This window comes from Streptosporangium carneum (assembly GCF_027922005.1).
Lineage (GTDB): Bacteria > Actinomycetota > Actinomycetes > Streptosporangiales > Streptosporangiaceae > Streptosporangium > Streptosporangium carneum.
Map to the genome: position 1 here is coordinate 106,848 of NZ_BSEV01000011.1, position 26,664 is coordinate 133,511.

The 26,664-nt window shown below is 69.5% G+C and carries 18 protein-coding genes; 12 read left to right on the plus strand and 6 right to left on the minus strand.

The window, feature by feature from the left end:
• Positions 1-197: 197 nt before the first annotated feature.
• Positions 198-1,205 carry an aliphatic sulfonate ABC transporter substrate-binding protein gene (locus PKF00_RS23560; RefSeq protein WP_271219793.1) on the minus strand — a complete coding sequence of 336 codons (1,008 nt, stop codon included), beginning with the start codon at positions 1,203-1,205 and terminating at the stop codon, positions 198-200.
• Positions 1,206-1,257: 52 nt separating this feature from the next.
• Complete coding sequence (locus PKF00_RS23565; RefSeq protein ID WP_271219794.1) at positions 1,258-2,745, minus strand: sulfatase family protein; 1,488 nt, start codon at positions 2,743-2,745, stop codon at positions 1,258-1,260.
• A 342-nt stretch (positions 2,746-3,087) separates the two neighbouring features.
• Here PKF00_RS23565 and PKF00_RS23570 point away from each other — a divergent pair, with 342 nt between their 5' ends.
• The 4 genes from PKF00_RS23570 (at position 3,088) to PKF00_RS23585 (ending at position 9,110) form a co-directional block, all read left to right on the plus strand.
• The gene (locus PKF00_RS23570) at positions 3,088-5,538 is read left to right on the plus strand and encodes a family 20 glycosylhydrolase (protein WP_271219795.1); all 2,451 of its coding nucleotides are present in this window, start codon (positions 3,088-3,090) and stop codon (positions 5,536-5,538) included.
• Between the two features lie 419 nt (positions 5,539-5,957).
• The gene (locus PKF00_RS23575; protein WP_271219796.1) at positions 5,958-7,841 is read left to right on the plus strand and encodes a S8 family peptidase; all 1,884 of its coding nucleotides are present in this window, start codon (positions 5,958-5,960) and stop codon (positions 7,839-7,841) included.
• Positions 7,842-7,982: 141 nt separating this feature from the next.
• Positions 7,983-8,645 (plus strand): DUF6461 domain-containing protein, encoded by a 663-nt coding sequence (locus tag PKF00_RS23580; RefSeq protein ID WP_271219797.1) that lies wholly within the window; start codon positions 7,983-7,985, stop codon positions 8,643-8,645.
• Positions 8,646-8,885: 240 nt separating this feature from the next.
• Positions 8,886-9,110 carry a hypothetical protein gene (locus PKF00_RS23585; protein WP_271219798.1) on the plus strand — a complete coding sequence of 75 codons (225 nt, stop codon included), beginning with the start codon at positions 8,886-8,888 and terminating at the stop codon, positions 9,108-9,110.
• 167 nt (positions 9,111-9,277) lie between these two features.
• Here PKF00_RS23585 and lgt read toward each other — a convergent pair whose 3' ends face one another.
• Positions 9,278-10,138 carry a prolipoprotein diacylglyceryl transferase gene (lgt, locus tag PKF00_RS23590; RefSeq protein ID WP_271219799.1) on the minus strand — a complete coding sequence of 287 codons (861 nt, stop codon included), beginning with the start codon at positions 10,136-10,138 and terminating at the stop codon, positions 9,278-9,280.
• Between the two features lie 641 nt (positions 10,139-10,779).
• Positions 10,780-11,070 (minus strand): hypothetical protein, encoded by a 291-nt coding sequence (locus PKF00_RS23595; protein WP_271219800.1) that lies wholly within the window; start codon positions 11,068-11,070, stop codon positions 10,780-10,782.
• A 464-nt stretch (positions 11,071-11,534) separates the two neighbouring features.
• Between PKF00_RS23595 and PKF00_RS23600 the strand changes: the two genes are divergently transcribed.
• Positions 11,535-12,185: an SRPBCC family protein gene (locus PKF00_RS23600; protein WP_271219801.1), complete on the plus strand. Its 651-nt coding sequence runs from the start codon at positions 11,535-11,537 to the stop codon at positions 12,183-12,185.
• 279 nt (positions 12,186-12,464) lie between these two features.
• On the opposite strand, the gene PKF00_RS23605 is transcribed toward PKF00_RS23600, so the two are convergent.
• Complete coding sequence (locus PKF00_RS23605; RefSeq protein WP_271219802.1) at positions 12,465-12,818, minus strand: DoxX family protein; 354 nt, start codon at positions 12,816-12,818, stop codon at positions 12,465-12,467.
• Positions 12,819-13,261: 443 nt separating this feature from the next.
• Positions 13,262-13,714, minus strand: a complete 453-nt coding sequence (locus tag PKF00_RS23610) for a MarR family winged helix-turn-helix transcriptional regulator (RefSeq protein ID WP_271219803.1) — start codon at positions 13,712-13,714, stop codon at positions 13,262-13,264.
• 365 nt (positions 13,715-14,079) lie between these two features.
• On the opposite strand from PKF00_RS23610, the gene PKF00_RS23615 reads away from it, so the two are divergent.
• The 7 genes from PKF00_RS23615 (at position 14,080) to PKF00_RS23645 (ending at position 26,221) form a co-directional block, all read left to right on the plus strand.
• A complete protein-coding gene (locus PKF00_RS23615; RefSeq protein WP_271219804.1) occupies positions 14,080-14,655 on the plus strand; it encodes a dihydrofolate reductase family protein in 576 nt (191 codons plus the stop codon).
• A 218-nt stretch (positions 14,656-14,873) separates the two neighbouring features.
• Positions 14,874-18,446, plus strand: coding sequence for a WGR and DUF4132 domain-containing protein (locus tag PKF00_RS23620; protein WP_271219805.1), 3,573 nt, complete (start codon positions 14,874-14,876; stop codon positions 18,444-18,446).
• Positions 18,443-19,528 (plus strand): ATP-binding protein, encoded by a 1,086-nt coding sequence (locus tag PKF00_RS23625; protein ID WP_271219806.1) that lies wholly within the window; start codon positions 18,443-18,445, stop codon positions 19,526-19,528. Before PKF00_RS23620 ends, PKF00_RS23625 begins: the two co-directional genes overlap by 4 nt.
• A 2-nt stretch (positions 19,529-19,530) precedes the next feature.
• Positions 19,531-21,783 carry a DUF5682 family protein gene (locus PKF00_RS23630; protein WP_271219807.1) on the plus strand — a complete coding sequence of 751 codons (2,253 nt, stop codon included), beginning with the start codon at positions 19,531-19,533 and terminating at the stop codon, positions 21,781-21,783.
• Positions 21,784-21,820: 37 nt separating this feature from the next.
• Positions 21,821-22,954, plus strand: a complete 1,134-nt coding sequence (locus PKF00_RS23635; RefSeq protein ID WP_271219808.1) for a VWA domain-containing protein — start codon at positions 21,821-21,823, stop codon at positions 22,952-22,954.
• Entirely contained in the window at positions 22,951-24,933 is a 1,983-nt protein-coding gene (locus PKF00_RS23640) for a YehQ family protein (RefSeq protein WP_271219809.1), read from the plus strand. Before PKF00_RS23635 ends, PKF00_RS23640 begins: the two co-directional genes overlap by 4 nt.
• Before the next feature lie 592 nt (positions 24,934-25,525).
• Positions 25,526-26,221 carry a DUF6188 family protein gene (locus PKF00_RS23645; RefSeq protein WP_271219810.1) on the plus strand — a complete coding sequence of 232 codons (696 nt, stop codon included), beginning with the start codon at positions 25,526-25,528 and terminating at the stop codon, positions 26,219-26,221.
• Positions 26,222-26,664: the final 443 nt, after the last annotated feature.

The following is a 26,664-nucleotide window of genomic DNA, read 5'->3' on the forward strand; positions in this document are numbered from 1 at the left end:
TTCTCGCCGCACGTCCCGCTCCCATGACGGAGGGCCGGACGGACAGGGCGCACCCCTGTCCGTCCGGCCCTCCGCCGTGCCAGAGCACTGTGGTCAAAGCACTGTTCAGAGCACTGTTCAGAGCACCGTTCAGAACACCGCTCAGAGCACTGTGGCGGGCGACCGCTTCGCCGGATGCGGCTCGCGGTCCCCCGGGATCATCGTGAGGACGCCGACTTGTACAGGTCGGCGGTGTAGTAGGCGGCGGGGTCCGGAGACTCGGTCAGCTTGCCCATGACGACGAAGATGTCGGCCAGGCCCTTGTACCAGCCGGCGACCGACCCGTCCTCGGTCAACTTGACCAGCTCGGCGGTGGGCAGGATCTTCGTGACCGCGGAGGCGCCCTTGAACTGCTCGGCCGGGGCCTTCAGGAACGTGGCGGTCAGCGTCTCGGCCTCGGCGGTGTTCGCCGCGATCCAGTCGTTGGCCTCCTGAATGACCTTGAGCACCTTGGTCACCGTCGCGGCGTCGTCGGCGACCAGCTCGTTGCGGGCCACGAAGGAACTGGGGAAGCTGAGCCGCGGGTAGTAGTCCGCGCTCTTGGTCAGTTCCACCAGGTCGGGGGCGTTCTTCTTGATCGTGTCGATCAGTGGGTACCAGATGGCCGCGGCGTCGATCTGCTTGGCGGAGAACGCGGTGACCACCGTGCTCGGGTCCATGTTGACCTTCTGGACGTCCTTGGCGGTCAGGCCGGCCTCCTTGAGCGCGAGCTGCAGGATCATGTCGCCTGAGGTGCCCTCGGGCACGCCGATCTTCTTGCCCTTCAGCGCGGCGACGGACGTGATCCCGGAGTCGGCGTGGGTGATGATCCGGTCGGCCTGGCCGAGCATGTTCGGCGCGATGATCTTCGCCTTGCCGCTGGCCGGCAGCCAGGTCGCGCCGGAGCCGATGTAGCCGAAGTCGATGTCGCCCGAGCCGAGTGCCTGGATCTGCAGCGGCCCGTTGGTGAAGACCTTCAGGTCGGGCTCCAGGCCGTGCTTGGCCCACAGGCCCTGCTTGTCGGCCGTGGCCAGCACGGCGGCGCCGGAGAAGTCGGCGATGTAGCCGAACCTCACCGTCTTCGGTTCCGCGGCGCCCGTCTCGTTGCCGGAGGAGCCGCAGGCGGCGGAGAGAAGAAGGGCCAGCGCTGCGGTGAAGGCCGCGGCCAGCCTGCGAGGACGCCTCATGGGAGGTCCTTTCGAGGGGGGTGGGTTGGTGGTGGACGGAGCGCCGGTCGCCTCAGGTGACCTGGTCGGCGACGCCGTCGACGTCGGGAGCGCGGCCCTCGCCGATGTCGGCCATGTAACTCATCCAGGTGTAGGCCGGGTCGCCGCGGCGCAGCAACTCGCGGTAGAGCCGCACGGTGAGGTCGCGTCGCACAGCCGCGTAGGCGGGGGCGGTGTAGACGTTGTGCAGCTCGTGCGGGTCGCTCTCCAGGTCGTACAGCTCGTGCACGCTCTCGGGGTTGAACACCAGCTTGTGGCGGTGGTCCCGGAGCATGCGCTGAGAGTAGGGGAAGTGGTGGCCGTGGAACTCGGCGACCACCTCGGTCCGCCAGTCCACCGGCTCGCCGGCCACCAGCGGGAGCACGCTCTCGCCGTCGCAGGGCTCCTGCGGCGGCAGCCCGGCCAGCTCCAGGATCGTCGGGTTGAGGTCGATCAGCGTGGTGAACTCGTCGACGATCCCGGGTTCGGTGCCGGGGACGCGGACGATGCCGGGAATACGATAGATGTCCTCGTACATCGCCGGGCCCTTGTCGTTGAGCCGGTGGGCGCCGGTGAACTCGCCGTGGTCGGCGGTGAAGATCACGGAGGTGTCGTCCCAGAGTCCGTGCTCGCGCAGCGCGCCGAGCATCCGGCCGACCTGGTCGTCGATCATCGTGACGTAGCCCCAGTAGACCGCGATCAGCTTGCGCCAGGCGTCGGCGTCGAAGTGGTCGGCCGACCAGTACTCGGCGTAGCGGCGCTGCACGTCGGGCTTGCCGGCGAAGGTCTCGGCCATCGACTCCGGCAGCGGCACCTGCTCGGGGTCGTACATGTCGTAGTACTCGTCGGGGATCAGGTACGGCAGGTGCGGGCCGTAGAAGTGGCAGGAGAGCATGAAGGGCTTACCGCTGTCACGGAAGTCGGCGGCGTAGCGCTCCAGCAGTTCCAGCGTGCGCTCGGTCAGGAACGCCTCGACGGTCGCCTCGGCCGGTTGCCGGAGTCGCCCGGCGATCAGGTGGCCGCGCCCGGAGTCGTTGGGGGCCTTGCCGAAGACCGGTTCGCGCACCTCGAAGGGCGGGTGGCCGTTCTCCTTGAGCCAGTGCTCGTAGGAGGGGTGGTGGAAGGGGTTGAGCGCACCGGGCAGGTGCTCGCCGTCCATGGAGTAGAACTCAGGTCCGCGCTCGCGGCCGATGTGCCATTTCCCGACGTGGCCGAGGTTGTACCCGGCCGCAAGCAGTGGCGTGGGCAGGACCGGTTGGTCGTCGGCGACCTCGTCGCGGGCGCCGCCGTTGCGCTCGGGGTTGACCAGCAGGCCGTGCCGGAACGGGTGCAGGCCGGTGAACAGCGACGCCCGCGCGGGCGTGCAGATCGCGGTGGGCGTGTAGAAGCGGTCGAAGCGGGCGCCCTGCGCGGCCAGGTCGTCCAGCGCCGGGGTGCGCACCACCGGGTTGCCGTAGCAGCCGAGCGTGTCCACCCGGTGCTGGTCGGTCATCAAGAACAGGACATTGCGTGGGGTGGTCACGTGGTCTCCGATCAGCTTTATTCCTGAGAGTTGACGTTAATGGGCGATGGAAGGGGTGGCAAGAGGGGGAATACGCTCAGGGGTCGCCGCAGGCCCGGAGGGCGTCCCGTGTGGACCTGCGGCTGACTCCCCGCTCGCGACGGCCACGTCTGGCCGGGTGCCCTTCGAGGGGTCGCGCCGGTTCGGTTTCGGGTCGTCTGCTGATCGAAATCATCCATTTATGTCAACTGTATTGACCTAATGGGATGCGAGATCCACACTCTCCGTTATCGAGAGCCCTGTCCGAGACACGCCCGGCAACGCCGGATGGACATCGCAAAGTGGACATCGCAAAGGAGCCCCATGCCAGAGACCCGGTTCCGTCCGATCTCGCGGTCGAGACGCCGCTCGCTCCCCACCGTCCTGTCGACCGCACTGGCCGCGACGCTGCTGATCTCATCGGCCGCGGGCATGGCGCAGGCGTCCACGTCTCCTGCCCTGCCGGTGGCGGGCGTCACCGCGTCGGCGCCGGCCAATCTGGCCCTCACCGGCACGGCCACCGCCTCCAGCGTCGAACTGGACCGCGACACCTTCGTCGCGGCGCACGTCAACGACGACGACACGAGCACCCGATGGTCGTCGAAGTACCAGGACGACAACTGGGTGCAGGTCAAGCTGGCCGAGCCGTCCACCGTCGACCACGTCACCATCACCTGGCCCAACGCCTGCGCCCGCGACTTCGTCCTGCAGACCTCGACCGACGGCGCCGCCTGGACCGACGTCGCCGCGCTGCGACGCGACACCTGCCCCAGGACCGACGTCATCGATGTGCGGTCCACGACCCCGGTCTCCTTCGTCCGGATGCAGGGCCGCCAACGCTGGGCGACCTATGGGTACTCCATCTCCGAGTTCCAGATCTGGGACCTTCCGCCCGCGCCGCCGGCTCCGACGCTCGGCCTGTCGCCAAAGCCGGTCTCGGTCCAGGAATCCGGCGGCACGCCGTACACCCTGCACAGGAACACGCGCATCGTCGCGGTCGGAGACGGCGCCCAGGCGCCGGCGGAGTACCTGGCCAGGGTGCTCCGGCCGTCGACCGGGCACCGCCTGCCCGTCGTTAAGGCGGGAGGAGGGCCCGCGCCGATCGTCATCGAGGTCGGTCCCGGAAAGGGACCCAGCGGCCACGAGGCCGAGGGGTACGGGCTCACCGTCGGCGCCGGTCGCGTCCTCATCAGCGCGGCCACACCCAACGGCGCGCTCAACGGTGTGCAGACGCTGCGCCAGCTGTTCCCGCAGTGGGTCGAGTCCGACACCGTCGTCGCCGTCCCGTGGACGGTCCCCGCGGTGACGATCACCGACTACCCGCGTTTCGCGCACCGCGGGATGATGCTCGACGTCGCCCGCAGCTTCTACCCGCTGAACGAGGTCAAGGCGTACATCGACGCCGCGGCGCAGTTCAAGGTCAACCGCCTCCATCTGCACCTGACCGACGACCAGGGATGGCGCATCGCGATGGACGACCCGCGGAGCAACCCGTCCGGCATCGACTACGGGCTGCTCACCGAGGTGAGCGGCGACACCGCGATGACGGAGCGCGGCACCGAGCCGGGCGTCACCGGCCACTACACCAAGGCCGACTACGCCGAGATCGTCCGTTACGCCGGTGAGAACGGCATGACGGTGATCCCCGAGATCGACCTGCCCGGCCACACCAACGCCGCGCTGCACGCCATCCCGCAGCTCAACACCTCCGGCGCCCAGCCGAAGCCTCAGCCGGGACAGTCGACCGTGCCCGCCAACGGCACCGGCGCGGTCGGCTACTCGTCGCTGGACGCGAACAGCGCCGTGACGTACGAGTTCGCCGAGCACGTCCTCACCGAGATCGCTGCGATGACGCCCGGGCCGTACCTGCACATCGGCGGGGACGAGGCGCACGTCACGAGCCACGCCGACTACACGAAGATGGTCAACGCGTTCACGCGGAAGGCCGTTTCCCTCGGCAAGACCGTCGTCGGCTGGAACGAGTACGCCGGGACCGAGCTCCCGCAGGACAAGGCCGTCGTGCAGTTCTGGAACGGGAACCGGACGGCCGTCGCCAACGCGGTGAACAACCGCGGCGCCAAGGTGATCCTCTCCCCGGCGCCCAACACCTACGTGCCGCAGAAGCAGGACCCCCGCCAGCCTCAGGGCGGCACGTGGGCCTGCGGCGGGGCCTGCGGGCTGGACCGCCACTACAACTGGAACCCCGGGACGTTCATCCCCGGCATCGCGGAGTCCAGCGTGCTGGGCGTCGAGACGGCCCTGTGGGGCGAGTTCATCCGGCGCGTCGGCCAGGCGCAGTACTACAGCTTCCCCCGCCTCATCGCCACGGCCGAGGCCGGATGGACCCCGCAGGAACAGCGCGACTACACCGACTTCAGGACGCGCCTGTCCAAGATCGGCGGCCGGTTGACGGTCCAGGGGACGAACTTCTTCCCCACCGCGGACGTGGCCTGGCGGATGGAGGCACTCGGCGCCCCGGTGACCGTCAGGACCGGCCGGCCCGCCGGGGCCACCTGGACCGTCACCGCCCCCGGAGTCGCGTCCGGAGAGCTCGTGGCGACCGTCGTCTGGAGCGACGGTGTGCGGGAGAACGTCACGCTGACGACCACCCGCGAGGCGAGCATTCCCGACATGCGGATCAACGACGCCTTCACCGCGAAGTCCAACCGGACCTTCAGCGAGGCGGGGAAGTACACGGGAACGCTCTCGGTCCGCCTGCCCGGCCAGGCTCCGGTCGAAGGAGGACTGACGGTCACCGTCCGCGACGACGCCTGACCAGGTCCCGCCCGCCCCGCCGCCTGACCTGATCCCGCCCGCCCCGTCGCCTCCCTCGCCGGAGGCGGCGGGGCTTCTCCTTTTCCGGCAGCGTCGGCGCTTCGCCGGAAGACGTCCGGCCGGCTGGTCGACGAGGGTCGCCGACGCCTCCTGTTCGAGGCGGGTCACGGATCCAGTGGACCCGCTCCCGGCTTCGGATGTCCGAAAAGCCGGATAACGGTCACACTTCGTTCTCGCCAACCTCGGTGATCACTGGCTACCCTTGATCTTCGCATTTACTGAACATGAGGATATCTCAGGACTTCGGCAAGGATATGGCGATTAGCTGAGCTTTTCCGCAGGTCAGCCCTTCTGCCCGCCGACGGTTCCCCCTTCCTCAGCCCGTCCGGCTCAGGACGGTTCGCTCCCCCGGAGGACCAGTGAGACTACGGTCTCTACTGGCGAGCACCGCTGTGCTCGCCATCACCGCGACGGCCACGCTGGCCGTCGGATCACCAGCTCAGGCGACCACCGACGACCCCGTCGTGGCCAAGAACCTCGCAGCCGAGGTGCAGAAAGGCGAGAAGGTACGCGCGATCATCGAGGTCGAGCGCGGCCAGAGCCTCGCGGGCGTGGCCACGACCGCCGAAGCGGCCTCGAGCAAGACCAGCGTCATCAGCAAGACCGGCTCCGACGGGTTCATCGTCGCCACCCTCGACAAGCCGACCCTCGCCGAACTCAAGACCGACGACCGGGTGAAGGCCATCTACGAGGATGAGCTGAGCAAGCCGGCGCTCGACGTCAGCACCAAGCTGATCGGTTCGGACAGGGCCAACCAGGCGGGCTGGACCGGCAAGGGCTCCACCATCGCGATCATCGACACCGGCATCGACCGGGACCACCCGTTCTTCGCCGGGCGGATCGTGGGCGAGGCCTGCTTCTCCACCACCGACTTCGACCCTGACTACCAGGCCGTCTCGTTGTGCCCCAACGGCCAGACGACCCAGACCGGAGCCGGCGCGGCCGACGCCGAAACCGCGCAGTGCGTCGTGGGCGGCGTGGTCAAGTGCTACCACGGCACGCACGTCGCGGGCATCGCGGCCGGGAAGAAGGTCCAGAACGCGCCCTCCAACGGTGTCGCACCGGGAGCGGGCATCCTGCCGATCCAGGTGTTCACCCGGTTCAACGGCCCCGTCTGCGCGGAACTGGGCACCTCCACGCCCTGCCTTCTCAGCTTCACCTCCGACCAGAAGCGCGCGCTGCAGTACGTCGACGAGGTGCACGCGGGGCTGAAGGTCGTGGCGGTCAACATGAGCCTCGGCGGCGGTCCGAAGTACACGTTCCCCTGCAGCGGCGCCGCCCTCGAGCCGGAGATCCTCTGGCTCACGCAGTTCGGTGTGAGCACCGTCATCTCCTCGGGCAACAACGGGCACGCGGACGGCGTCGTCAACCCCGGCTGCATCCCCGCGGCGGTCACCGTCGGCGCGACCGACGACCACGACACCCCCGCTCCCCTCGGCAACCGCGGCCCCCTGCTCGACCTCTTCGCACCCGGCGTGGCCATCGACTCCGCCATGCCCGGCAACACCTACGGCGTTCTGGGCGGCACCTCCATGGCCGCGCCCCACGTCGCGGGGGCCCTGGCACTGCTCCGGCAGGCGTACCCGAAGCTGCCCGGCGAGAAGCTCGTCGAGAAGCTGCAGACCACCGGCAAAAGCATCACCTACCCCAGCGGCGACGCCACGGTGACCACCAAGCGGATCGACCTCGTCGCCGCGCTCCCGCCCCTGCCGACCCCGTCTCCCACCCCGACCGCGACTCCGACGGCCACGCCGACCGCCACGGCCACGTCGACGCCGACCCGGACGTCCGACCCCGGCGACCTCGGCACGGTCACCGACCCCCTGCCGGTCCCGGACACGTGCAAGCGGGGCAAGGGGGCCAAGCCGCTGAACGCCAGGCGGTGGGCGACCGAGATGCTCCGCGGAAAGGGGACGCTGGACGACAGGACCCTCGTCTGCTACCTGTCGCTCGCGCAGAACGGCAGCAAGGTCTTCCCCGAGGTGACCGACACCGGCTCCCTCGGCAAGGCCTACAAGGTCCTCGCCCCCAAGAGCAGGACCGCCAAGGCTCTGCTCGACCGTGAACTGCTGGCCGCCTGGCTCAACTACGCCCACGGCGTCCACAACGGCTCCACCAAGGTCCACGGCAGCACCACGCTGACGAAGGCCCTCGGCGTCGCCGAACGGCACCGCACCGGCGACGGCACGTCCGCCCAGCTCAAGAAGGCCGCCGGCTACCTATACAAGTACGTCAACAAGTAGCGGGTGTCTGACAAGCGCCGACGAGCGCTCGGGGCGGGATCACGACCCTGATGGGCGTGCTCCTGCCCGCGTGGCGCGGCCGGGGCCTCGGTGGCAGCCGATCTCGGCCTCCTGTCGGTACGGCCTGCCACCATGTCCCGCATGACAACCACGGATCCCCTGGCCCCGTTCCAGTGGCTCAACGTGTCCGAGAGCTCGGGCGGCGGCGCACTGGGCACGATCTTCAGTGTGGCCTTCTTCCGTGGACTTGCCCCAGCGGAGGTGGTGCGCCGCTTCAGCCGCGGTGAGGACTCCGGCCAGGAGTCGGACTTCGGTGGACTCGACGACAAGGCCTACGAGTTCGTCACCGAGACGGGCGGCGGAGACGGCGGCGGCCACGTGGGCGTCTTCCAGGCCGGTGAGTGGTGCGTGGCCGTCGAGCCCCACGGCTGGATGGCCACGCTCCACGAGGTGGTGACCGAGCTGTCGCGGGGTTGTGAGGTGCTGGCGGTCACCCGGCACGACTACGCCGCCGAGCACAGCTTCGAGTACGCGATCGACGGCACGGTCGTCACCGGCTACCGGCTGCGGCACCCGTACGAACGTTACGGCTCAGCCTCCGACCGGCTCAACGGCTTCATGCGCGAACTGGGCATGGGGCTGGACGAACCGGAGGGCGAAGCCGCGTGGGACGCCGCATGGGAGGACAACTACTCCACCGCCGTGCCAAGAGCCTTCGCCCTGGCGGCGAAGGTCACCGGAGTGTCGTTCACGCCCGACATGCTCACCCGCCCGATGCTCGTGGGGCCCATCGTGGAGAGGTGATCGTCCAGCGGCGCCCACTGTTCGGCCGTGTCGGCTGACCACCCCGGCCGGCGCCGGGCACTCCGCGTCCCGCCCGATCGCCACCAGGTCCTCCGGCGAGAACGGGAAACACGACCGCGGGCTGTCCGCTCAAAGGGATACGAGCCCGGCCGTCACACCGACACCGTCGGCACGCATGCGGCTTCCATGAGCCGTGGGACGGTATAGCCGAGAGACCCTGCCTGTCCTTATGATCATCCAATGTCCGACGGAAAGTGCACCCAGTGCGGCCACGAGGGGCTGGAGCCCGGCTTCGTCTCCGACGCCCAAGCACAGACGCCCGGCTTTGCCGTATGGGTGGAAGGTGAGCTGGAGCGGGGAGTGTTCGGCGGAGTCAAGCTGTGGGGCCGCCCCAAATGGCAGGTGGACGCCCGTCGCTGTCCGAACTGCTTTCACCTGGAGCTCTTCGCCGGCCGTCAGCTGTAGCCGTCCTGCTCAGGCCCCAACCACTTCAGCCGGACCGCGAAGGGGACGCGCTGAGCCTGGTCCGGTGTCCTGCCCCAACTCCCCCGCAACCGCCCTGTCTGATCATCCCGCCGTCGTCCCACCCGGCGGCAGGGCCCGCCGGGTGCAGGCGGCGCCGTCTTGTGGGGTCACTTCACCTCGACGGGAACCCGTTCATCGCCCAGAGACTCCTTGGACCTCTTGTTCCGGGTCAGGTAGACATAGGTCATCGCGCCCAGGAACAGAACGGCCGATGTCCACTGGTTCAGCCGCATCCCGAGGATCTCGTTGGCCGGGTCGACGCGCAGGCCCTCGATCCAGAACCGGCCCGCGGTATAGCCCGCCACATACAGGGCGAAGAGCCGACCGTGCCGCAGCGCGAAGCGACCGCCGATCCAGATCAGTGCCAGCGCCAGGCCCACGTTCCACAGCGACTCGTAGAGGAACGTGGGGTGATAGGTGGCGACGCCCGCCACGGTCCCCGGGCGGCCCGCCTCGATGACCAGGCCCCAGGGCAGGTCGGTCGGGCCGCCGAACAGCTCCTGGTTGAAATAGTTGCACCACCGGCCGATGGCCTGACCGATGGCGACGGCCGGGGCCACGGTGTCGGCGACCGCGCTCAGGGCGATGCCCCGGCGACGACAGGCGATCCACACGCCCACCCCGCCCAGGGCGACGGCGCCCCAGACGCTCAGACCGCGCCAGCCCGGTCCGGAGTCGCCCCAGACCAGGATCGCGTCGATCGGCCGGTGCGGGGCGTCAGGCCCGAAGTACAGCTGCCAGTCGGTGATGACGTGGTACAGCCGCGCACCCACGATGCCGAACGGGATCCCCCACGTTGCCAGGTCCAGCATGGTTCCCGGCGCCCCACCGCGATTCCGCCAGCGGCGCTCGGCGACGACGACGGCCGCCACGACACCGAGCATGATGCAGATCGTGTAACCGCGGATGGGCAACGGTCCCAAATACCAGACCCCTTCGGGGGGACTGGGAATGCTGGCAATCGACATGGCAGGAAATCTAGTACAGCCCGCCGCGATCACAGATCCCTCCGAGGTGCATACTTTAAAGAAATCCGGCCGGCGACCCGCAGATCGCATGAGGACCATTTGCGCGTTCACCTCCCACCGCACCCGGGACGCATCCGCCTGAGCGAGCTGACCGGCCAAGAGCGCGGCCGGTCGGCGGACGATCGCCCTGGCCGCACACATGTCACGGAGACGTTGGCGATCGAGGCGGCGAGCCGAATGGGACGGGCGTTATTCGATGCCTGACGGCAGCCGTTGTAACCCGGGGCGGGCTTTCCGATCGCGAAATAGAGAGTCTGCCCGGTTCGTCGGAATAGAGCGCCTGGGACTCGAACCCGGAGCCTACGGATTAGAAGATCGCCCTCAGGCCGCTCCGGACCGTTCCATGCGGGTCGGAGGACATGTACGGTCCATCCTGAACGGCTCCGCATGCCCTGTGCCGCACCCCGAAGTACGACGTCGATGCCTGGTGGGCGGCGGGGCTGAGGCACGAAGCCCCGAGACCGTCGACCGCCTCCAGCCTCGTACGACGACCAGCCGCCGCCGGGCGATCGCGAGGGATGCGTCGGACCTTGGCTCGATGAAAGCTTTCGGGCAGAACCATGCGGTCGATGACGGCGGTGTCACTGTCGGTTCACGGGAACCTCAACCGAGTAACCGCCGGGAAACTCGGCCTTCCTGAGCTCCTTGACGAGCTCTTCCCTATGGCTGTCGGTCCTCCAGTAGGCGTGAAAGTGCTTCTTGTCCGCGGTGGTGATTTCGATTTGCCGTTCGTCTTCTATGACCTTGGCGCTCCATGTTTTTCCTGAACGTAGCTGAGCCAACACTGCAGACAGGTCTACCTGCTGGGAGTCGTCGCGGTTGAGGACGAACAGACCACAGACGAGCAGTACGCCTGCAGCGACGGCGGACATGACCAACGTTCTGTTACGCGAAGTTCGTCTTGGTCGCCTGGGTGAGGTCGCTGTGTCCTTCTCGGCCATTTCTACAGCGTGCCAGTTCATGTGGTGCACCAGAAAGGCCCGTGATCCGATCCGGCAAAGGAAATCGGAAGCCGTACAGCCGGGCTCGCTTCGGGCCGTGGACCTCTGTCTTGTCAGCACGATCAACGGCTCTGCGGTACGGCTTCCACCTCGCTCAAGACTGAGGTCGCCGAGCGGGATCAACTGCAGCAGTTCGGGGACGTCGCCGTCAGCGCTGCCGTCACACACCTGACCTCGCGCTGGAACCGCATGGATGTAGCTTCGGCAGAACCACTCACGCCAGTTACAGCTTCTCACTTCTCCTGTTGATGCTCACCGCATCTCGTTATAGGGTCTAACTATCGCTAGTGATGCTAACTCGACCGGCCGGACCGGTCGATGAACAGGGGAGAAGAATGTTCGGTACTCGCTCGACCACCTCGCGAACCCCTCGTCGCCGGACCGGCGCGCGTGCTGCCCTGCTCGCGGTCCCACTGGCTGTCGCCGGTGTCCTCGGCGCCGCTGCCGCGCCCGCCCAGGCCGTCACCCCCGATCACGGCACCAGTCCGGCCTCACTGACCTGCCAGGGCAAAGGTGTCGACCCAGCCGCCGAAGCCCGCCACCGGGCCGAGATCTTCATTCAGGCGCCGCTCCGCACGGTCTGGGATCTGCAGACCGACGTGGAAGGCTGGCCCTCCTGGCAGAAGCCCGCCGCCCCCATGACCGTGAAGCGCCTCGACTCGGGCCCACTGCGCAAGCACTCACGGTTCCGGGCGACCATTCACCTACCTTCCAACCCCCCGCTCCCGCCCCCCGCGGTGGTCATCACCTCCACTGTCCGGCAACTCCAGTACGGCAAGTGCATCCGCTGGACCGGACCTGCCGACGGCGCCGGATTCCACATCGACGGCATCCATGTCTGGAATTTCATCAAAGTCCCCGGCGGCATCCTCGTCCGCACCGAAGAAAGCCACACCGGCCCCCAAGCTGACCCCAATTCAGACATGGGCCTTGAAACCTGGCTCAACGACCTCAAAACCGCCGCCGAATCCGTCCCCCGCAACTGACCGGACAACAGCCGCCCCAGCCCCATCGGCTCAGCGGCCACCCCGAGTCACCTCCGGACGTGCGCTTCGCCTCATAGTCACCGATGTCTCTTTCGCGACGCCGGGGCGGGGGGTGAGAACCGGGGATGGTGGGCTGCCGCAGTTCGGTGGAGCTGCTCTTCGGTCGCGGGTCGTGCGAAGAGGGTGTCGATCGGGAGATCGGTCTCGGTCGTGGGAGGGGTGGGCATCAGGGGACCTTTCATTGATCATGTTGCGTGACAGGCCCGGTGACTTCGTGCTTTAGAGGGCGGCCAGGCCGAGGGCGGCCGTGACCGCGCTGAGCACCAGCAGAACCAGTGACGGCAGGCTGTCCTTGGGGGTGTCGCGAGCCTTGAGGTGAGTGGCGACGGCGCCGGCCATGAGGAGTGCCAGGCCGGCCGCGGCCGCGACGCCGAGCACCCCGACCCACAACCCGACGAGCAGGCCGACGGCTCCGACGATCTCCAGTGCGCCGATGACGCGCATGAGCCCGGTAGGCACCCCGAGTCTGCCGAGCTGAGCCGCCATGTCGTCCTTGCCGGAGACCTTCGGGAAGCCGGCTCCGGCAAAGGCGAGGGCCAGCAGGACGGACAGGACGGCGGTGGCGATGAACATGGTCGCGGTCTCCTCGCGGTGAATTACTTCAGTGATTGAACTGTTTTCTATCAGAAGTTATTTCTGGCGCGCCAGCAAGGGGCCCATCGAGGGCGGTCAGCAGTGATACGGCTCGGCGCGGGGCCGGTGAGGCGACGGCTGCGAAGCAGCGCTCTGCCGCCGGTGGCGCTGCCGGCGGAATCCCCCATGGCGTTCGCCATGCGGTGGGGCCGAACATCGTGGTCAAGCGACGCGGACGCACGCCGGGGCCCGCCGTCGAGCCGAACGGTGACGCGGGCGGTTTACGGCGGCCATGGCGAGCGCGTGTTCCGGGTGGGGGGCGGTCGGCGAGGACACCCGCCTACGCGGCGTCGGCCGCCTCGGGTTCGCCGGCGGCGTCGAGCTGGCAGAAGCGGGCAGGGAGAGCAGGGAGAGGGGAAACCCTCTGGGCCGCCCTCAGAGGTTCAGCGCCGGATGTCGGGACCGGCCACTGACTGAGCCGTACGCAGGAGCGACAGCAACTCGGTCCGCTGGTCGGCCTCGAGCACCGAGATGATCGGCGCCCGTTCGAACAGGCGGGCCAGGAGGCGATCCCTGAGCTGCTGTCCGCGACTTGTGAGGAGAAGCCGCTTGGCCCTACGGTCCTCCGGGTCTGGTTCCCGCCGCAGGAAGCCACACCGTTCGAGGGAGTCGGCGATCGCGGTCACGTGGGACGGCTCGCAGCGCAGATGCGCGGCCACCTCCCCCATGCGCTGGGGCTCCTGGAGATGGATCAGCGTGTGAGCCTGTGGGACGGTGAGCCCGGCGTCGGCGGCGGTCTCCTCGAAGTGCACGCGTAGGGCCACCGCCACGGCGAACAGACGCTCCACGATCTCCTGGCCCTCTGGGTCCGGCCACTCGATTCGTATATCCGCCACGACTCCCCATCCCGCTTGCTTCACTCCCTAAACTATTCCACGCCCGGCACGATTCCGAATGGCGCGCGAGGCAGGCTGTCCCGCCCCCATGGATGTGGCGCGGGGGTCGCTGGCGTTCGCCGTGATCTTTCTCCTTCGTGTCGTTGCGGTAGTGATGTTATGGAGCGCCTGATCCGCTCGATATGGGCTTGGCCGTACGGGTGGTCTGACGGATCAAGCATGCCCAGGCCGTGTCCTGAAGGATCACCGCCCCTCGTGATGATCTTCGCGTGGGGCGGGAGGTCTGAGGGGATCCCGCGAGCCGTGACGAGTCCTGCGGCGTCCGGCGGTCGCACTGTCGAACCAGTTACCGAGGAGGACCTCTGATGCGCAGCGTGACCTACTCGATGGCCGTCTCGCTGGACGGCTACGTCGTCGGGCCGGACGGCTCCTTCGACTGGACGGCGCCCGACAAGGAGGTCTTTGACCTCGCCACCGACGAGGTGCGCAAGGTCGGCGTCCATCTGCTGGGACGACGGCTGTACGAGACCATGCTGTACTGGGAGACCGTCGACCAGAACCCGTCGCTCGACTACTCAACGCTCGAATTCGCCGCGATCTGGAAGGCGCTCCCGAAGGTGGTGTTCTCCACCACGCTGTCGGCGGTGCGGGGAAACGCCCGCCTGGCCTCCGGTGGCCTGGCGGAGGAGATCGAGCGGTTGCGAGCCGAGCCGGGGGAGGGCGACATCGCGATCGGCGGCGCGACTCTCGCCGCCGAGGCGGCCGCGTCGGGTCTGATCGACGAGTACCGGGCCAGGGTCTACCCGGTGCTGGTCGGCGGCGGCATTCCGTTCTTTCCCCAGCACGAGCGCCGGGTGGATCTCGAACTCGTCGAGACCCGCGCCTTCAACTCAAGAGTCGTCTACCTCCGCTACCGCGTGGCGCGCCAGGCCGTGTCCTGAGAACGTCTTGTTGGCCTGGGGCGGCTGCCCTCATCACCCCTGCGAGGGTCGCGAGGTGCTCGGCGGACTGATCGACGAGTAGCACCGAGCGGTATATGAGATGAAGATTCCACACCATGCCATTTCAGGACATGCGTTCCAGAGATTGTCGGCATGCATGGCTACTTTGGCCCGTGCCCCTTGAGCGCGTAATGCGTAGACCCTTGCGAGGTATCTGCATGACCATGGAACGGATGCTGACCTACGTCAGCGGAAGCTCGGCGAAGTTCTGGCAGGTGAGCCAGAACGGCACCGATCTGAACATCCGGTACGGGCGGCTCGGCACAGCCGGCCAGACGCAGGTCAAGTCGTTCGACACCGCCGCGGCGGCTGAGGCGGCGGCCGACAAGCTGGCGGCCGAGAAGCTGCGCAAGGGTTACGTCGAGGACGACGCGCCGGCCGTGTCGGTGACCTCACCGCCGCAGGCGACCTCGGAGCGAGTGCCCAACGCGTCGGCACCGGCACAGCGACCCGCCGAGGTCGCCGACGAAGATCTCTTCATGATGCCGGCGAGCTGGGTACGCGGCCTTCATCCGCGGCGGGGCGGCGTGGAGGTCACCGTGAAGCGGCCGGATGCGGGCGCACCGGCGAAGGTCGCTGCGACACTGGCCGAGTACCGGCAGGCGATCCTCGACTCCCTGGAGCTGTGCTCCGATCCGGAGATCGTCGAAGCGGGCACGGCACACCTGGCAGGGGACGTGACTCCGCTGGGCGCCGCGGTGGCCGCCGAAGTGGTGGGCGCGTACGTGGACTGGCAGGACACGACGACGCTGCCCGCGTTCGCCGACACCTGGCTGCTGGAGCGCGGCCCGGTGTTCGCGGCGGTGGCGGTGGCCGAGCTGAGCTCGCTGAAATGCGACGGTGACTACCACAACAGCAGCACGAGGCCCGCCTTGCCGATCCAGCGACTGGGCGCGACCGACCACCCCGGTCGCTGGTGGGGCTGGAACCGGACGGAGTTGTTTCTGCGGGTCCGCGCCGCCGTCGCGGCGACGTCGGATGCCGAATACGCCGAGGTGGTGACCTCGCTGGCCCGGTGCCGTGAGAAGGGCCCGCACCATCGGGTGGCCGTGTCCTACCTGGTGCCGACCGAGATCGACTGGGTGGAGGCGGACTGCGCCGAAGCCGCCGGCATCGGCTCGCGCCTCGCCGACTGCCTGATCGCCGCGATCAGCACCCCGGACCAGGTGGCACTGATCGCGAGTCACGTGTCGGGTTATCGGGTGACTCAGACTCCCGCCCTGCTGGCCACGCTCATCGACGGCATGGGCGCCGCGGCGGTGCCGGTTCTGGCCGGATGGTCCGATGACGCCTACAGCACGGAGGAGCGGCGGCGGCTGTTGGCGGCGATCGCCGAGTTGCCGAGCGACGAGGCGATGCGGGCGCTGATCGACCGGATCGAGCACAAGCCCACCCAGCCGGCGCTCCTGCGGGCGGCGGCCCGCTTCCCGCGCCGGGCGATGCGGATGCTGGCCGCCTCCGGCGGCAAGGTGCTGGATGAGCTGTTCCGTGCCCACGTGCTGGCCCACCCCGACCTGGTGGACGAGGTGCTGGCGGAGGTGGGCGATGCCGCCGCGAAGCGCATCAGCGCGATCTCGACCGCTGCGGCGGTCGCCACCGCTCCACCGGAGGCCCTGCCCGAGGTGCTGGTCAGCCCGCCGTGGAAACGTCCGCGTACGGCCGGCAAGCCGGTGGTGGTGAGCGACCTGGTGTGCGCGGACGAACCGACGCTGGTGTGGGGGCCGGGCGAGCGCGATGCCTGGCGCTCCGCCCGATCGGACCAGGGCGGCTACCGCGGCCGCGACTGGAAGCGCATCGCCGCCCACATCGCCGCCAACCTCGCCGGGACCGGAGCGAGCCGCGCCCCCTGGTACCAAGAGGTGGATCTGTTCACGCTCGGACCGGAGGAACTGGTCAGGCCGCTGCTCGAGACGTGGGTCCCGTCCGATCTGTGGGGCGCGTCCGACTGGATCCGGGTGGTGGTCGCCCGCTTCGGGCCGGCCGCGCTGCCCGTGGTGGTCGCCAGCGCTCGGAAGAACCCCGGGCTGATCGCTCCGGCACTGCTCCCGTTCGCCGCCCCGGAGATCGCCGTGCTGATGGCCGAGTGGCTGACCCGGCTGAAGTCGGTGCGGGCCACCGCGCTGTCCTGGCTGGCGCGACACCCCGGCGCCGCCGCCCGGGCGCTGGTCCCGGCGGCTCTGGGCAAGCCGGGTCCGGCACGCCGGCAGGCCGAGCAAGCCTTGCTGGCGCTGGTCGCGGGCGGCAACCGCGACGCGGTGGCCCAGGCCGCCGCGGGGTACGGCCCGGCTGCCGAAGCCGCGATCGCCGGCCTGCTGGCCGCGGACCCGCTCGACGTGCTCCCCGGCAAGATCCCGGCGGTGCCCGACTGGGCCGATCCGGCGATCTTGACCCGTGTTCAGCTGCGCGGTGGCGCCGGGGCGTTGCCGATCGAGGCGGCCCGCCACGTGATGACGATGCTGGCGATCTCCAGGCCCGGCGACCCGTACGCCGGCATCTCCCTGGTCAAGGAGGCCTGCGACAGCCGGAGCCTCGCGGACTTCGCCTGGGCGCTCTTCCAGCGGTGGCAGGCGGCCGGGTACCCGTCCAAGGAGAGCTGGATGATGGACGCGCTCGCGTTACTCGGTGACGACGAGACCGTCCGCAGGCTGACCCCATTGATCCGGACCTGGCCCGGTGAGGGCGGGCACAGCCGGGCCGTCACCGGGCTGGACATCCTGGCCGCCCTCGGGTCCGAGGTCGCGCTGATGCACCTGCACGGCATCGCCGAGAAGGTCAAGTTCAGCGGGCTCAAGAACCGGGCCCGGCAGAAGATGGCCGAGGTCGCCGCGGAGCTGGGCCTGGAGACGCAGGAGCTGGCCGACCGGCTGGTGCCGGATTTCGGCCTGGCCGCCGACGGCAGCCTGACCCTCGACTACGGTGCCAGGAAGTTCGTGGTCGGCTTCGACGAGCAGCTCAAGCCGTACGTGGTGGACTCCGGCGGCAAGCGGCTGAAGAGCCTGCCCAAGCCGGGTGTCAAGGATGATGCGGAGCCGGCGTCCGCGGCCTACCGGCGTTTCGCCGGGCTGAAGAAGGACGTCCGTACCGCGGCCTCCGACAACATCCGCCGGCTGGAGCAGGCCATGGTGGACCGGCGGCGCTGGAGCGTGGAGGACTTCACGCGGCTGTTCGTCGGCCACCCGTTGCTGTGGCACATCGTGCGGAGGCTGGTCTGGGGGTACTACGACTCCTCGGGTGATCTGCTCGGCGCGTTGCGCGTGGCCGAGGACCGCAGCTTCGCCGACGTCGAGGACGAGACGCTGACCCTGCCGGGCGATGCGGTCATCGGGGTCGCGCATCCGCTGGAGCTGGCCGAGACCCTCAGTGCCTGGGCGGAGGTGTTCGCCGACTACGAGATCCTGCAGCCGTTCCCACAGCTGGGCCGGGAGGTCCACACCTCGGTCGAGGACTTCGACCCGAACCTGTTCACCAAGATCCCGACCGGCCGGGTGCTCGGTCTGGAACGGGGGGCCTGGCGGCGTGGTGATCCGCAGGACGCCGGCTGGCAGGGGTGGATCGAGCGGGACCTTCCCGGAGGCAGGACCTTTACGGTCAGTCTCGATCCCGGTGTCTCTGTCGGCTACATCGAGATGGAGGAGGAGCAGACCTTGCACCTCTCCAAGCAGGACTTCGACGGCCTCGACCCCATCACCGCCTCCGAGATCATGCGCGAGCTGCAGGAGCTCATCCGATGAACGACCACATTCAGCGGCCCCCGGCCGAGGTGCGCTACGCCGACGAGCTGGCCCGGCTGCGTGAGAGCGACGACGGCGACCGGCCGCCCGGCTGGGCGCTGAGCATGAGAGCCGCCCTGCGCTTCGTCGTCGGCGACGAGAAACTCGGCATCAGCCGTAAGTTCGTCGGCGACCCGTCACTGATCGATCGAGCTCTGGTGGCTCTCGCGACCAACCGGGGACTCATGCTGGTCGGTGAGCCGGGCACCGCGAAGTCGCTGCTGTCGGAGCTGCTCGCCGCCGCGGTCAGCGGCGCCTCGACGCTCACCGTTCAGGGCGGCGCGGCCACCACCGAAGACCAGATCAAGTACTCGTGGAACTACGCGCTGCTGGTCGCCGACGGCCCGTCGACGCGGTCGCTGGTGCCCGCCCCGCTGCTGCGGGGCATGGCCGAAGGCAAGGTGGTGCGCTTCGAGGAGATCACCCGGTGCCCGCTGGAGGTGCAGGACTGCCTGTTGTCGCCGCTGTCGGACCGCGTGCTCGCCGTACCCGAGCTGACCGGGCCGGAGTCGATGGTGTTCGCGAAGGAGGGCTTCACCGTCATCGCCACCGCCAACACCCGCGACCGCGGCGTCAACGAGATGAGCGCCGCGCTCAAGCGGCGCTTCAACTTCGAGACCGTCTTCCCCATTTCCGACTTCGACACCGAGCTGTCGCTGGTGGAGGCGGAGGCTACGGCGCTCCTGCGGCGCTCGGGGGTCGGCGCGCCGCCCAGGCGCGATGTGCTGGAGGTCCTGGTCACCGCTTTTCGTGAGCTGCGCGAGGGGCAGACCAGGCGGGGCGACGCCACCGACCGGCTGTCCGGGGTGATGAGCACCGCCGAGGCGGTCTCGGTCGCGCACGCCGTCGGATTGCGCGGCTGGTTCCTGCGCGGCGAGCCCGGCACGGCGGCCGACCTGGTGTCGTGCCTGGCGGGGACCGCGGCCAAGGACAACCCGGAGGATCTGGCGAAGCTCCGCAGGTATCTGGAGCGGCAGGCCAACGGGCGGCGTGGCGACCAGTGGCAGGCCCTGTACGAGGCCCGTCACCTGCTGCCGGGGTGACGATGACTGCGACGTTCATCGGCGTCCGGCACCACAGTCCCGCCTGCGCCCGGCTGGTCGCCGACACCGTCTCGGCGCTGCGGCCCGCGTACGTGCTGGTCGAGGGACCGGCCGACATGAACCACCGGCTCGGGGAACTGCTGCTCGGGCACGAGTTGCCGATCGCGGTGTACACCGGCTACCGCGACGCCCGGCGTCGGCACGGCTCGTGGGCGCCGCTGTGCGACTACTCCCCCGAGTGGGCGGCGCTGACCGTCGGCCACGCCGTCGGCGCGGAGCTGCGCTTCATCGACCTGCCCGCCTGGCACCCGGCGCTGGCCGAGGTCCGCAACCGCTACGCCGACGCCGAGGCCCGCTACGCCGAGGTGACCGAGCGGCTGTGCCGTGCCTTCGCGGTCGACAATGTGGACGCCCTGTGGGACCACCTGTTCGAGATCGAGCCCGCCGACGGGCTGGCCGAACGGCTGGCCACCTACTTCGACCTGGTGCGTGGCGACGCCGAGCCCGGCGCCGACGACATGGCCCGCGAGGCGTACATGGCGCGGTGGATCCGGGCCGCCGTCGCCGACGCGGGCGAGCGGCCGGTCGTCGTGGTCACCGGCGGCTTCCACCGCCCCGCACTGATCCGGCTGACCGAGCAGGGCGAGCAGACCTGGCCGGAGCTGCCGGAACCGCCTGATGACGCGGTCGTCGGCAGCTACCTGGTGCCGTATTCGTTCCGGCGGCTGGACGCCTTCGACGGCTACCAGTCGGGCATGCCGTCGCCGGGTTACTACCAGCAGCTGTGGGAGTCGGGCCCGGGAGAGGCCGCCCGCAGGCTCACCGAGGCGGTGGCGGTACGGCTGCGCGCACGAAGCCAGCAGGTGTCCACCGCGGACCTGATCGCCGCCCGGGCCACCGCGGACGGGCTGGCGCTGGTGCGCGGTCACCGGCATCCGGCCCGGGTCGACGTGCTGGACGGCCTGGCGAGCGCCCTGGTCAGCGAGGCACTCGAGGTCCCGCTGCCCTGGGCGACCCGCGGGCGGCTGCAGGCAGGCAACCATCCCGCGATCGTGGAGATGGTCGCGGCGCTCAGCGGTGACCGGGTCGGCCGGTTGCACACGTCGACTCCGCTGCCGCCGCTGGTGCACGCCGTCACCGAGCAGCTGTGCCGCCATGGTCTGGACGGCTCCGGTGAGGTGCGTCTCGACCTTGGCAAGGAGATCGACCGAGAGCGCAGCAGGCTGCTGCACCGGCTGCGGGTCCTGGCGATCCCCGGCCTGGCGCGCGAGTCCGGGCCGTATCCGGCAGGCGGCCCGGTGCTGGTCGAACAGTGGACGCTGACCGAGTCCGACGACCGACTGCCCGCCCTGATAGAGGCCGGCGGCTACGGCGTGGACCCGCAGGAGGCGGCCGCCGCCGCCCTCTCGGAGAAGATCACGGCCGCGGACATGGACCAGCTGGCCGACCTGCTGTTCGATGCGGCGTTGTGCGGCGTCGGAGAGCTGACCGGGCAGGTGTTGGACGACCTGGCGCGGGCCGTCGGCGCGGCGGCCGACCTGGGATCGCTGGGCCGCACGCTGACCGTCGTCCTGGCGATGTGGCGACACGGTGACATGTTCCAGACCAGCCGTAGCACCACGCTGGGCACGGTCATCGCGGGCGCCACCCGCCGGGTCCTGTGGCTGGCCGAGGGTGTGCGTGGCGGCACGGCGCCGGCCGACCTCAGGCGGATCAACGCCTTGATCGCGGTCCGCGACGTCCTGACCCACGCCGGGACGGCGCTCGGGCTGGACACCCAGGCGGCGCTGGGAGTCGCCGACCGGCTCGCGGCCTGCCAGGACGCGCCACCCGACCTGCGTGGCGCGTCGTTCGGGCTGGGCTGGTCGCTGCGCGGTACGGCTGTCGCGGACCCCGCTCGAGCGGTACGCGGTGCTTTCACCCCGGCGTCGGCAGGTGACTGGCTGGCCGGGCTGTTCGCACTGGCCCGTGAGGAGGTGCTGCACACCGCCGGGACGCTGGAGCTGCTCGACGAGCTGGTGGGAGCGATGACCGGCCACGACTTCCTGGTGGCGCTGCCGGCGCTGCGCGCGGCGTTCGGATACTTCCCGCCCCGCGAACGGCACATCATCGCCACCCGCCTGGTTCAGTGGCGCACCGGCTCCAGCCGGAACCTGATGCGGCTCGATGCGACACCGGAGCTGGTGGCGGCCGGGATGGCACTGGACGAGCGGGTCGACGCGGCGCTACGCCGGGAGGGATTGATCACATTATGACCATGCTTGTTCCGGTCACGAGGCCGAAGGAAGTTCCATGATCGACCCCGTTCTCGAACGCTGGCGGCTGCTGCTCGGCGAGTCCGGCGGCGCCTGCCTCGGCGGACAACAGCTCGGCGCGCAGGCCGCCGCCCGTGACGCGGCCATGGACTGGCTCTACGGCCGCGACGACGACCTGCGTAAGCGAGGTGTACGGCGCAGCGGTCCCCGGGAGGGCGGCACCGGCGTGTCAGTGCTGACCACCGTCGACTGGCTCGACGACATCACCCGCCTGTTCCCGAAGGAGACGGTCGAGCGGCTGCACCGCGACGCGGTCGAACGTTACGAGATCCACGACGTGGTGACCGACCCGGCCGTGCTGGAGCGCATCGAACCCAACCCGGCCTTGCTCAAGGCGGTGCTGCGCACGAAGCACCTGATGAACCCGCAGGTGCTGCGACTGGCCCGGCGGATCGTGGAGACGGTCGTCCGGCAGCTGACGGACAAGCTCGCCACCGAGGTGCGGACCGCGTTCTCCGGCACGAAGGCGCGCCGTCCCGGCCGGCTGCGGCAGGCCCGCAACTTCGACGTCACCCGGACCATGCGTGCCAACCTGGGCCGCTACCAGCCGGACACCGGCAAGGTGGTGATCGAGACTCCGTACTTCTTCACCCGCACCCGCCGCCACCTCGAGCAGTGGCAGGTGATCCTGCTCGTCGACCAGTCCGGATCCATGGTCGACTCGGTGATCCACTCGGCGGTCACCGCGGCGTGCCTGTGGGGGCTGCCGGGTGTGCGCACCCACCTGGTCGCCTTCGACACCGAGGTCGTCGACCTGACCGCCGACGTCGACGATCCGGTGGAGCTGCTCATGAAGGTCCAGCTCGGCGGCGGCACCGACATCGCCCGCGCGACGGCGTACGGTGCCGACCTGGTCGACCAGCCGCGGAGGGCGATCGTCGTGCTGATCTCCGACTTCTACGAGGGCGGCGATCCGCACCGGCTGGTGCGCATCGTTCGAGACCTGGTCGAGCAGGGCACCAAGGTGCTGGGCCTGGCCGCTCTCGACGAGCAGGCCAACCCCGATTACGACCGGGAGCTGGCGCAGCGCATGGCGAATGTCGGGGCGCACGTGGGCGCGATGACACCCGGCGAACTGGCCTCCTTCGTCGCGGAGCACGTGGGCCGATGAGGACCGACCTGCTCGCGCTCACCGCCGACTCCCTCGCCGCACTCACCAATCGTGGCCTGGTCAAACGCGCCGCCAAGGAAATCGACGGCGCCGCGCCACGGCTGCGCGCCGACGCCGACGGCACGGTGCACGGCGAGTTCCCCGACGGCCCGGCCGCCAGCCTGCCTCCTGGCGGCCTCGACGCCGGGCGGTGCACCTGCGGCGCCAGGGGCGTCTGCCGCCACCTGATCGGCGTGATCCTGGCCTACCAGCGCGTCGACCGGCCGGGCGAGGATCCCCCGGTCGACCGGCGTGCCGCCGAACCCGGCGCGGAACGCCCGGCCGACCGGCCGCCCGCGCCCTGGTCTCCGGGGCAGGTGACCGACGACGAACTCACCGCCAGGATCGGCGCCCGCATGATGGCCGCCGCCCGCCGTGCCGAGCAGGCCGGATACACCGCCCGGGTCCGCCGTGCCACCGCCGCCGATCCGGTGCCGCAGGTCGAGCTCGCCACAGCGACCGTGCGCTTCCTGGTCCCCGGTGACCTTGGCTTCGTGCACACCGACACCGTCGCAGGCAGCCGCGACGAGGTCGTCGCCTTGGCGGTGTGGGCGTTCCGCGCCGCCGACGACAGGCATCCCGACGTGTCTGACGTGCGGGTCGACGTCGGCGGCGTCGAAGCAGGCACCGGCTCCGGGCTGGAGCGGGCGCTGGCACTGGCCGCCACGGTCCTGTACGACGGCGCGACGAGTCTCGGGCAGAGCCTGGAGACCACCGTCGCCGACGTGCGCCGCCACCTCGATGACGCCGGTCTGCGCTGGCCGCTGCTGGCCGTCGACGACCTCGCCGAGCAGCTGACCGCCTACCACGACCGCAGCGCCCACTACCGTCCAGAACTGCTCGCCGGTCACATCGCCGAGCTGCACGCCCGCCACCGTGCGGTGATCCGCCCGGATGCCACCCTGCGCAGCAGCGTGCTGGGCAGCGCGGAGGCCGCCGAGACACCCCTGCGCCGAGTCCGCCTCGACAGCCTCGGCTGCCGGATCCGGGCCCTCGGCGACCAGCGGATCGCCGAGGTGTACCTCGTCCACAGCGCCAGCTCCATGGTGCTCGTGCTTCGCCGCCACTGGAACGGCGACGCCGACGGCGCGGAGCTGTCACGACGGCGGATCGCCACGACCACGCTGGCCGCGCTCGCCGCGGGAAATCTCGTCACCGAATCCGCCGTCCGCAGCGCCAGCCGGACGGTGCGGCTGGCCTCAGGACGGATCGCCAAGACCACCGTCAGCCCTTCGCGGGGCGACTGGGACGAACTGCCGCCGTCACTGGTGGCAACCGACTTCACCGCCCTCGCTCGCGAACTCGACGCCCTCGTCCCGCGGCCGATCCGCCCGCGTGTCGAAGCGGAGCTGGTCCGGGTCGTCGCCGTGGCCGGGGTGGGGTCCGTCACCTATGCTCCCGGCGACCAGCGTCTCGACGCCGTGATCACCGACCGGGCGGGCAATCCCGCCACCGTCAGCGCCACCCACACCAGCGCCGCCCCCGGACGCCTCGACGCGCTGGCGGCCGTGCTCGCCGGTACGGAAGGTGAGCTGCGTTTCGTCAGCGGCATCGTGCGCAGAACAGCCGGAAGCGTCGTCATCGAGCCGGTCGGCCTGGCGGTCGAAGATCGGGTCATCGTCCCCGACCTGCAGCCCGCCGGGTGCTCCGGCAGGCTCGCGGCCGCTGACGCGCCCCCACGCGAACCGCTGCTCGCGGCTCTGGCCGACACCCGGGATCTGCTCGCAGAGGCGCCCCACCGGGGCCTGAGCCACCTGCCCCCGCCGTACGGTGATCGGCTCGCGGGCGCGGCGCAGCGGTTGACCGCGCTTGGACTGCACCGCGTCGCGCAGGCCGTCACGGCCTTCGCTGCGACGCTGACCTACGGCCGTGACCAGGCGACCGAGCAGGCCTGGGTCGACGCGTACCTGCGCTTGGAGCTCGCTCTCGATCTCTGCTGACCGCCGAAGAGACTGCCGTACGGAGGTTCCCCGGCTGCGGCTGGTCGGCTCCGATTCCGGCCTTGGCCTGCGAGCTGGGATCGGGGCCGAGCGGTGTGACCTCGTTCGTGTACCGCCTCGAAACAGGTGGTCGAAAGCTTCTGTTCTGTCAGGAGACAGGGCCAGAACCTGGGGATTATGGGCCCGTGCCGGTCGTGGAATCCACCCTTCCGGTGGTGGAGGGCAGGGCTGAGAAGGGCTGTCGCTCACAGCGGCGTCAATGGAGGCGCCGATGCCCTCATGACCCGAAATCAGCGCCATGACGCCCCACGGCTCATGGCCAGTCACCTGGCCCTGCACCCCTTGCCCGGGGACGAGGCCGGCCCCTGCGGCATCGAATCGCCGCATCCAGTCATTCTGCCGTCCAAGTTCCTCTCGGCTTACTCGGTGTTTCCCTGGTCGAGGCACCGTCAGCTCGGGAAGTGCGTTGATCACGCCTCGTAGCGCGGCTGAGCTGGGCTCTCGGCCGGTCGTGAGTGACCGTGGTTGCCCCCTCGTCACCCTCTCTGATGCTCTGATGGCACGTTGACGGCACGAGCGACAGGATGACCTGGTGAAGCTGAACGAGAAGGCCGCGGCGAGGATCGCGGAGGAGCAGCTGGACCGTTGGCGACGTGTCGCACGTTACGACGAGCTCGCTGTGATGAAAGAGAACGGTGACAAGGACTGGAAGAACGTCACCGGAGAGGACGGCCAGGAGTACAAAGTCCTCGCCTATGTGCTTCCGTACGGCGACGAGACGCTTCGGATGGTGGTCTCGGTGAACCACCTGAGGAGGGATCATGCGGCTGCCGACCCGTTGATCCGGGAAGCGGTCATGCGCTCGGACGGCACTGTGACCACACCGGCGGATCTGGCTGAGCTGGAGGACCGGTGGATTCTGCCCTACCGAGGGATGCAGGTGGTCCAAGTCCGGGTGAGCTATCAGCTGACGTTGCTCCTCGACGGCGATGCCCAGGTGAACATCGAGTCCGCGGCGACGCTCACCAGAGGCCCGCTGAGTGCTCCGGACGCGGAGCCGGTCCAGCTGACCCCTGAGCGTCAGGAGGTGGCGCCGGCCCTGGTGCTCTTCGGCGCGACACTCGTGTCATCGGTTGCCTTCAAGTCCGGTGCGCTGCGGTTGGTCTTCGACACCGGGACGCACCTGAACGTGAAACCCGACTCCCAATACGAGGCGTGGAGCACCTGCGGGCCTGATGATTTGCGCTTCGTCTGTCTGCCGGGCGGTGGGCTTTCGATTTTTCGGTGATCGGAGGAGCCGGTTCGGTGGTGTGCCATCCAACGACTTGCCGCACTCCAGATCGAGATGGGCGCGTCCCCTCCACGAGTCCTCGTAGTTCCCTCTCGTTCCCCTTCCTGACGGGCACGCAGCGGGCACGGGACGGTTGCTCCTCCGTTGCGCCGGTGCTCGGTGGGCCGGGGCTGAGAAACGAGGCCCCGGACCGTCGATCGCTCCCGACCCCGTATGGCGATCAGCCACCATCAGGCGCTCGTGGGGGTGGTACTGGAGAGCTCGACCTCAGTGGGTGCCTTACCCGGGTAGATCTAGCCCATGGGCTTTGAGCGCCTTGCGAGCCTGTCGGAGGCATTCTTCGGCGGAGTCGGCGTCGGCGCGGACGACCCATCGACTACTTTGGGCTCCGCCGCTCGCGTGGAAGGTCCAGGGCCGAGCGCTCCCACGTTCGGCGTCCA

Coding starts and splice junctions, on each gene's coding strand:
- PKF00_RS23560 (WP_271219793.1), bottom strand. CDS start 1,205: ATGAGGCGTCCTCGCAGGCTGGCCGCGGCCTTCACCGCAGCGCTGGCC.
- PKF00_RS23570 (WP_271219795.1), top strand. CDS start 3,088: ATGCCAGAGACCCGGTTCCGTCCGATCTCGCGGTCGAGACGCCGCTCG.
- PKF00_RS23580 (WP_271219797.1), top strand. CDS start 7,983: ATGACAACCACGGATCCCCTGGCCCCGTTCCAGTGGCTCAACGTGTCC.
- PKF00_RS23585 (WP_271219798.1), top strand. CDS start 8,886: ATGTCCGACGGAAAGTGCACCCAGTGCGGCCACGAGGGGCTGGAGCCC.
- lgt (WP_271219799.1), bottom strand. CDS start 10,138: ATGTCGATTGCCAGCATTCCCAGTCCCCCCGAAGGGGTCTGGTATTTG.
- PKF00_RS23595 (WP_271219800.1), bottom strand. CDS start 11,070: ATGTCCGCCGTCGCTGCAGGCGTACTGCTCGTCTGTGGTCTGTTCGTC.
- PKF00_RS23600 (WP_271219801.1), top strand. CDS start 11,535: ATGTTCGGTACTCGCTCGACCACCTCGCGAACCCCTCGTCGCCGGACC.
- PKF00_RS23605 (WP_271219802.1), bottom strand. CDS start 12,818: ATGTTCATCGCCACCGCCGTCCTGTCCGTCCTGCTGGCCCTCGCCTTT.
- PKF00_RS23615 (WP_271219804.1), top strand. CDS start 14,080: ATGCGCAGCGTGACCTACTCGATGGCCGTCTCGCTGGACGGCTACGTC.
- PKF00_RS23620 (WP_271219805.1), top strand. CDS start 14,874: ATGACCATGGAACGGATGCTGACCTACGTCAGCGGAAGCTCGGCGAAG.
- PKF00_RS23625 (WP_271219806.1), top strand. CDS start 18,443: ATGAACGACCACATTCAGCGGCCCCCGGCCGAGGTGCGCTACGCCGAC.
- PKF00_RS23630 (WP_271219807.1), top strand. CDS start 19,531: ATGACTGCGACGTTCATCGGCGTCCGGCACCACAGTCCCGCCTGCGCC.
- PKF00_RS23635 (WP_271219808.1), top strand. CDS start 21,821: ATGATCGACCCCGTTCTCGAACGCTGGCGGCTGCTGCTCGGCGAGTCC.
- PKF00_RS23640 (WP_271219809.1), top strand. CDS start 22,951: ATGAGGACCGACCTGCTCGCGCTCACCGCCGACTCCCTCGCCGCACTC.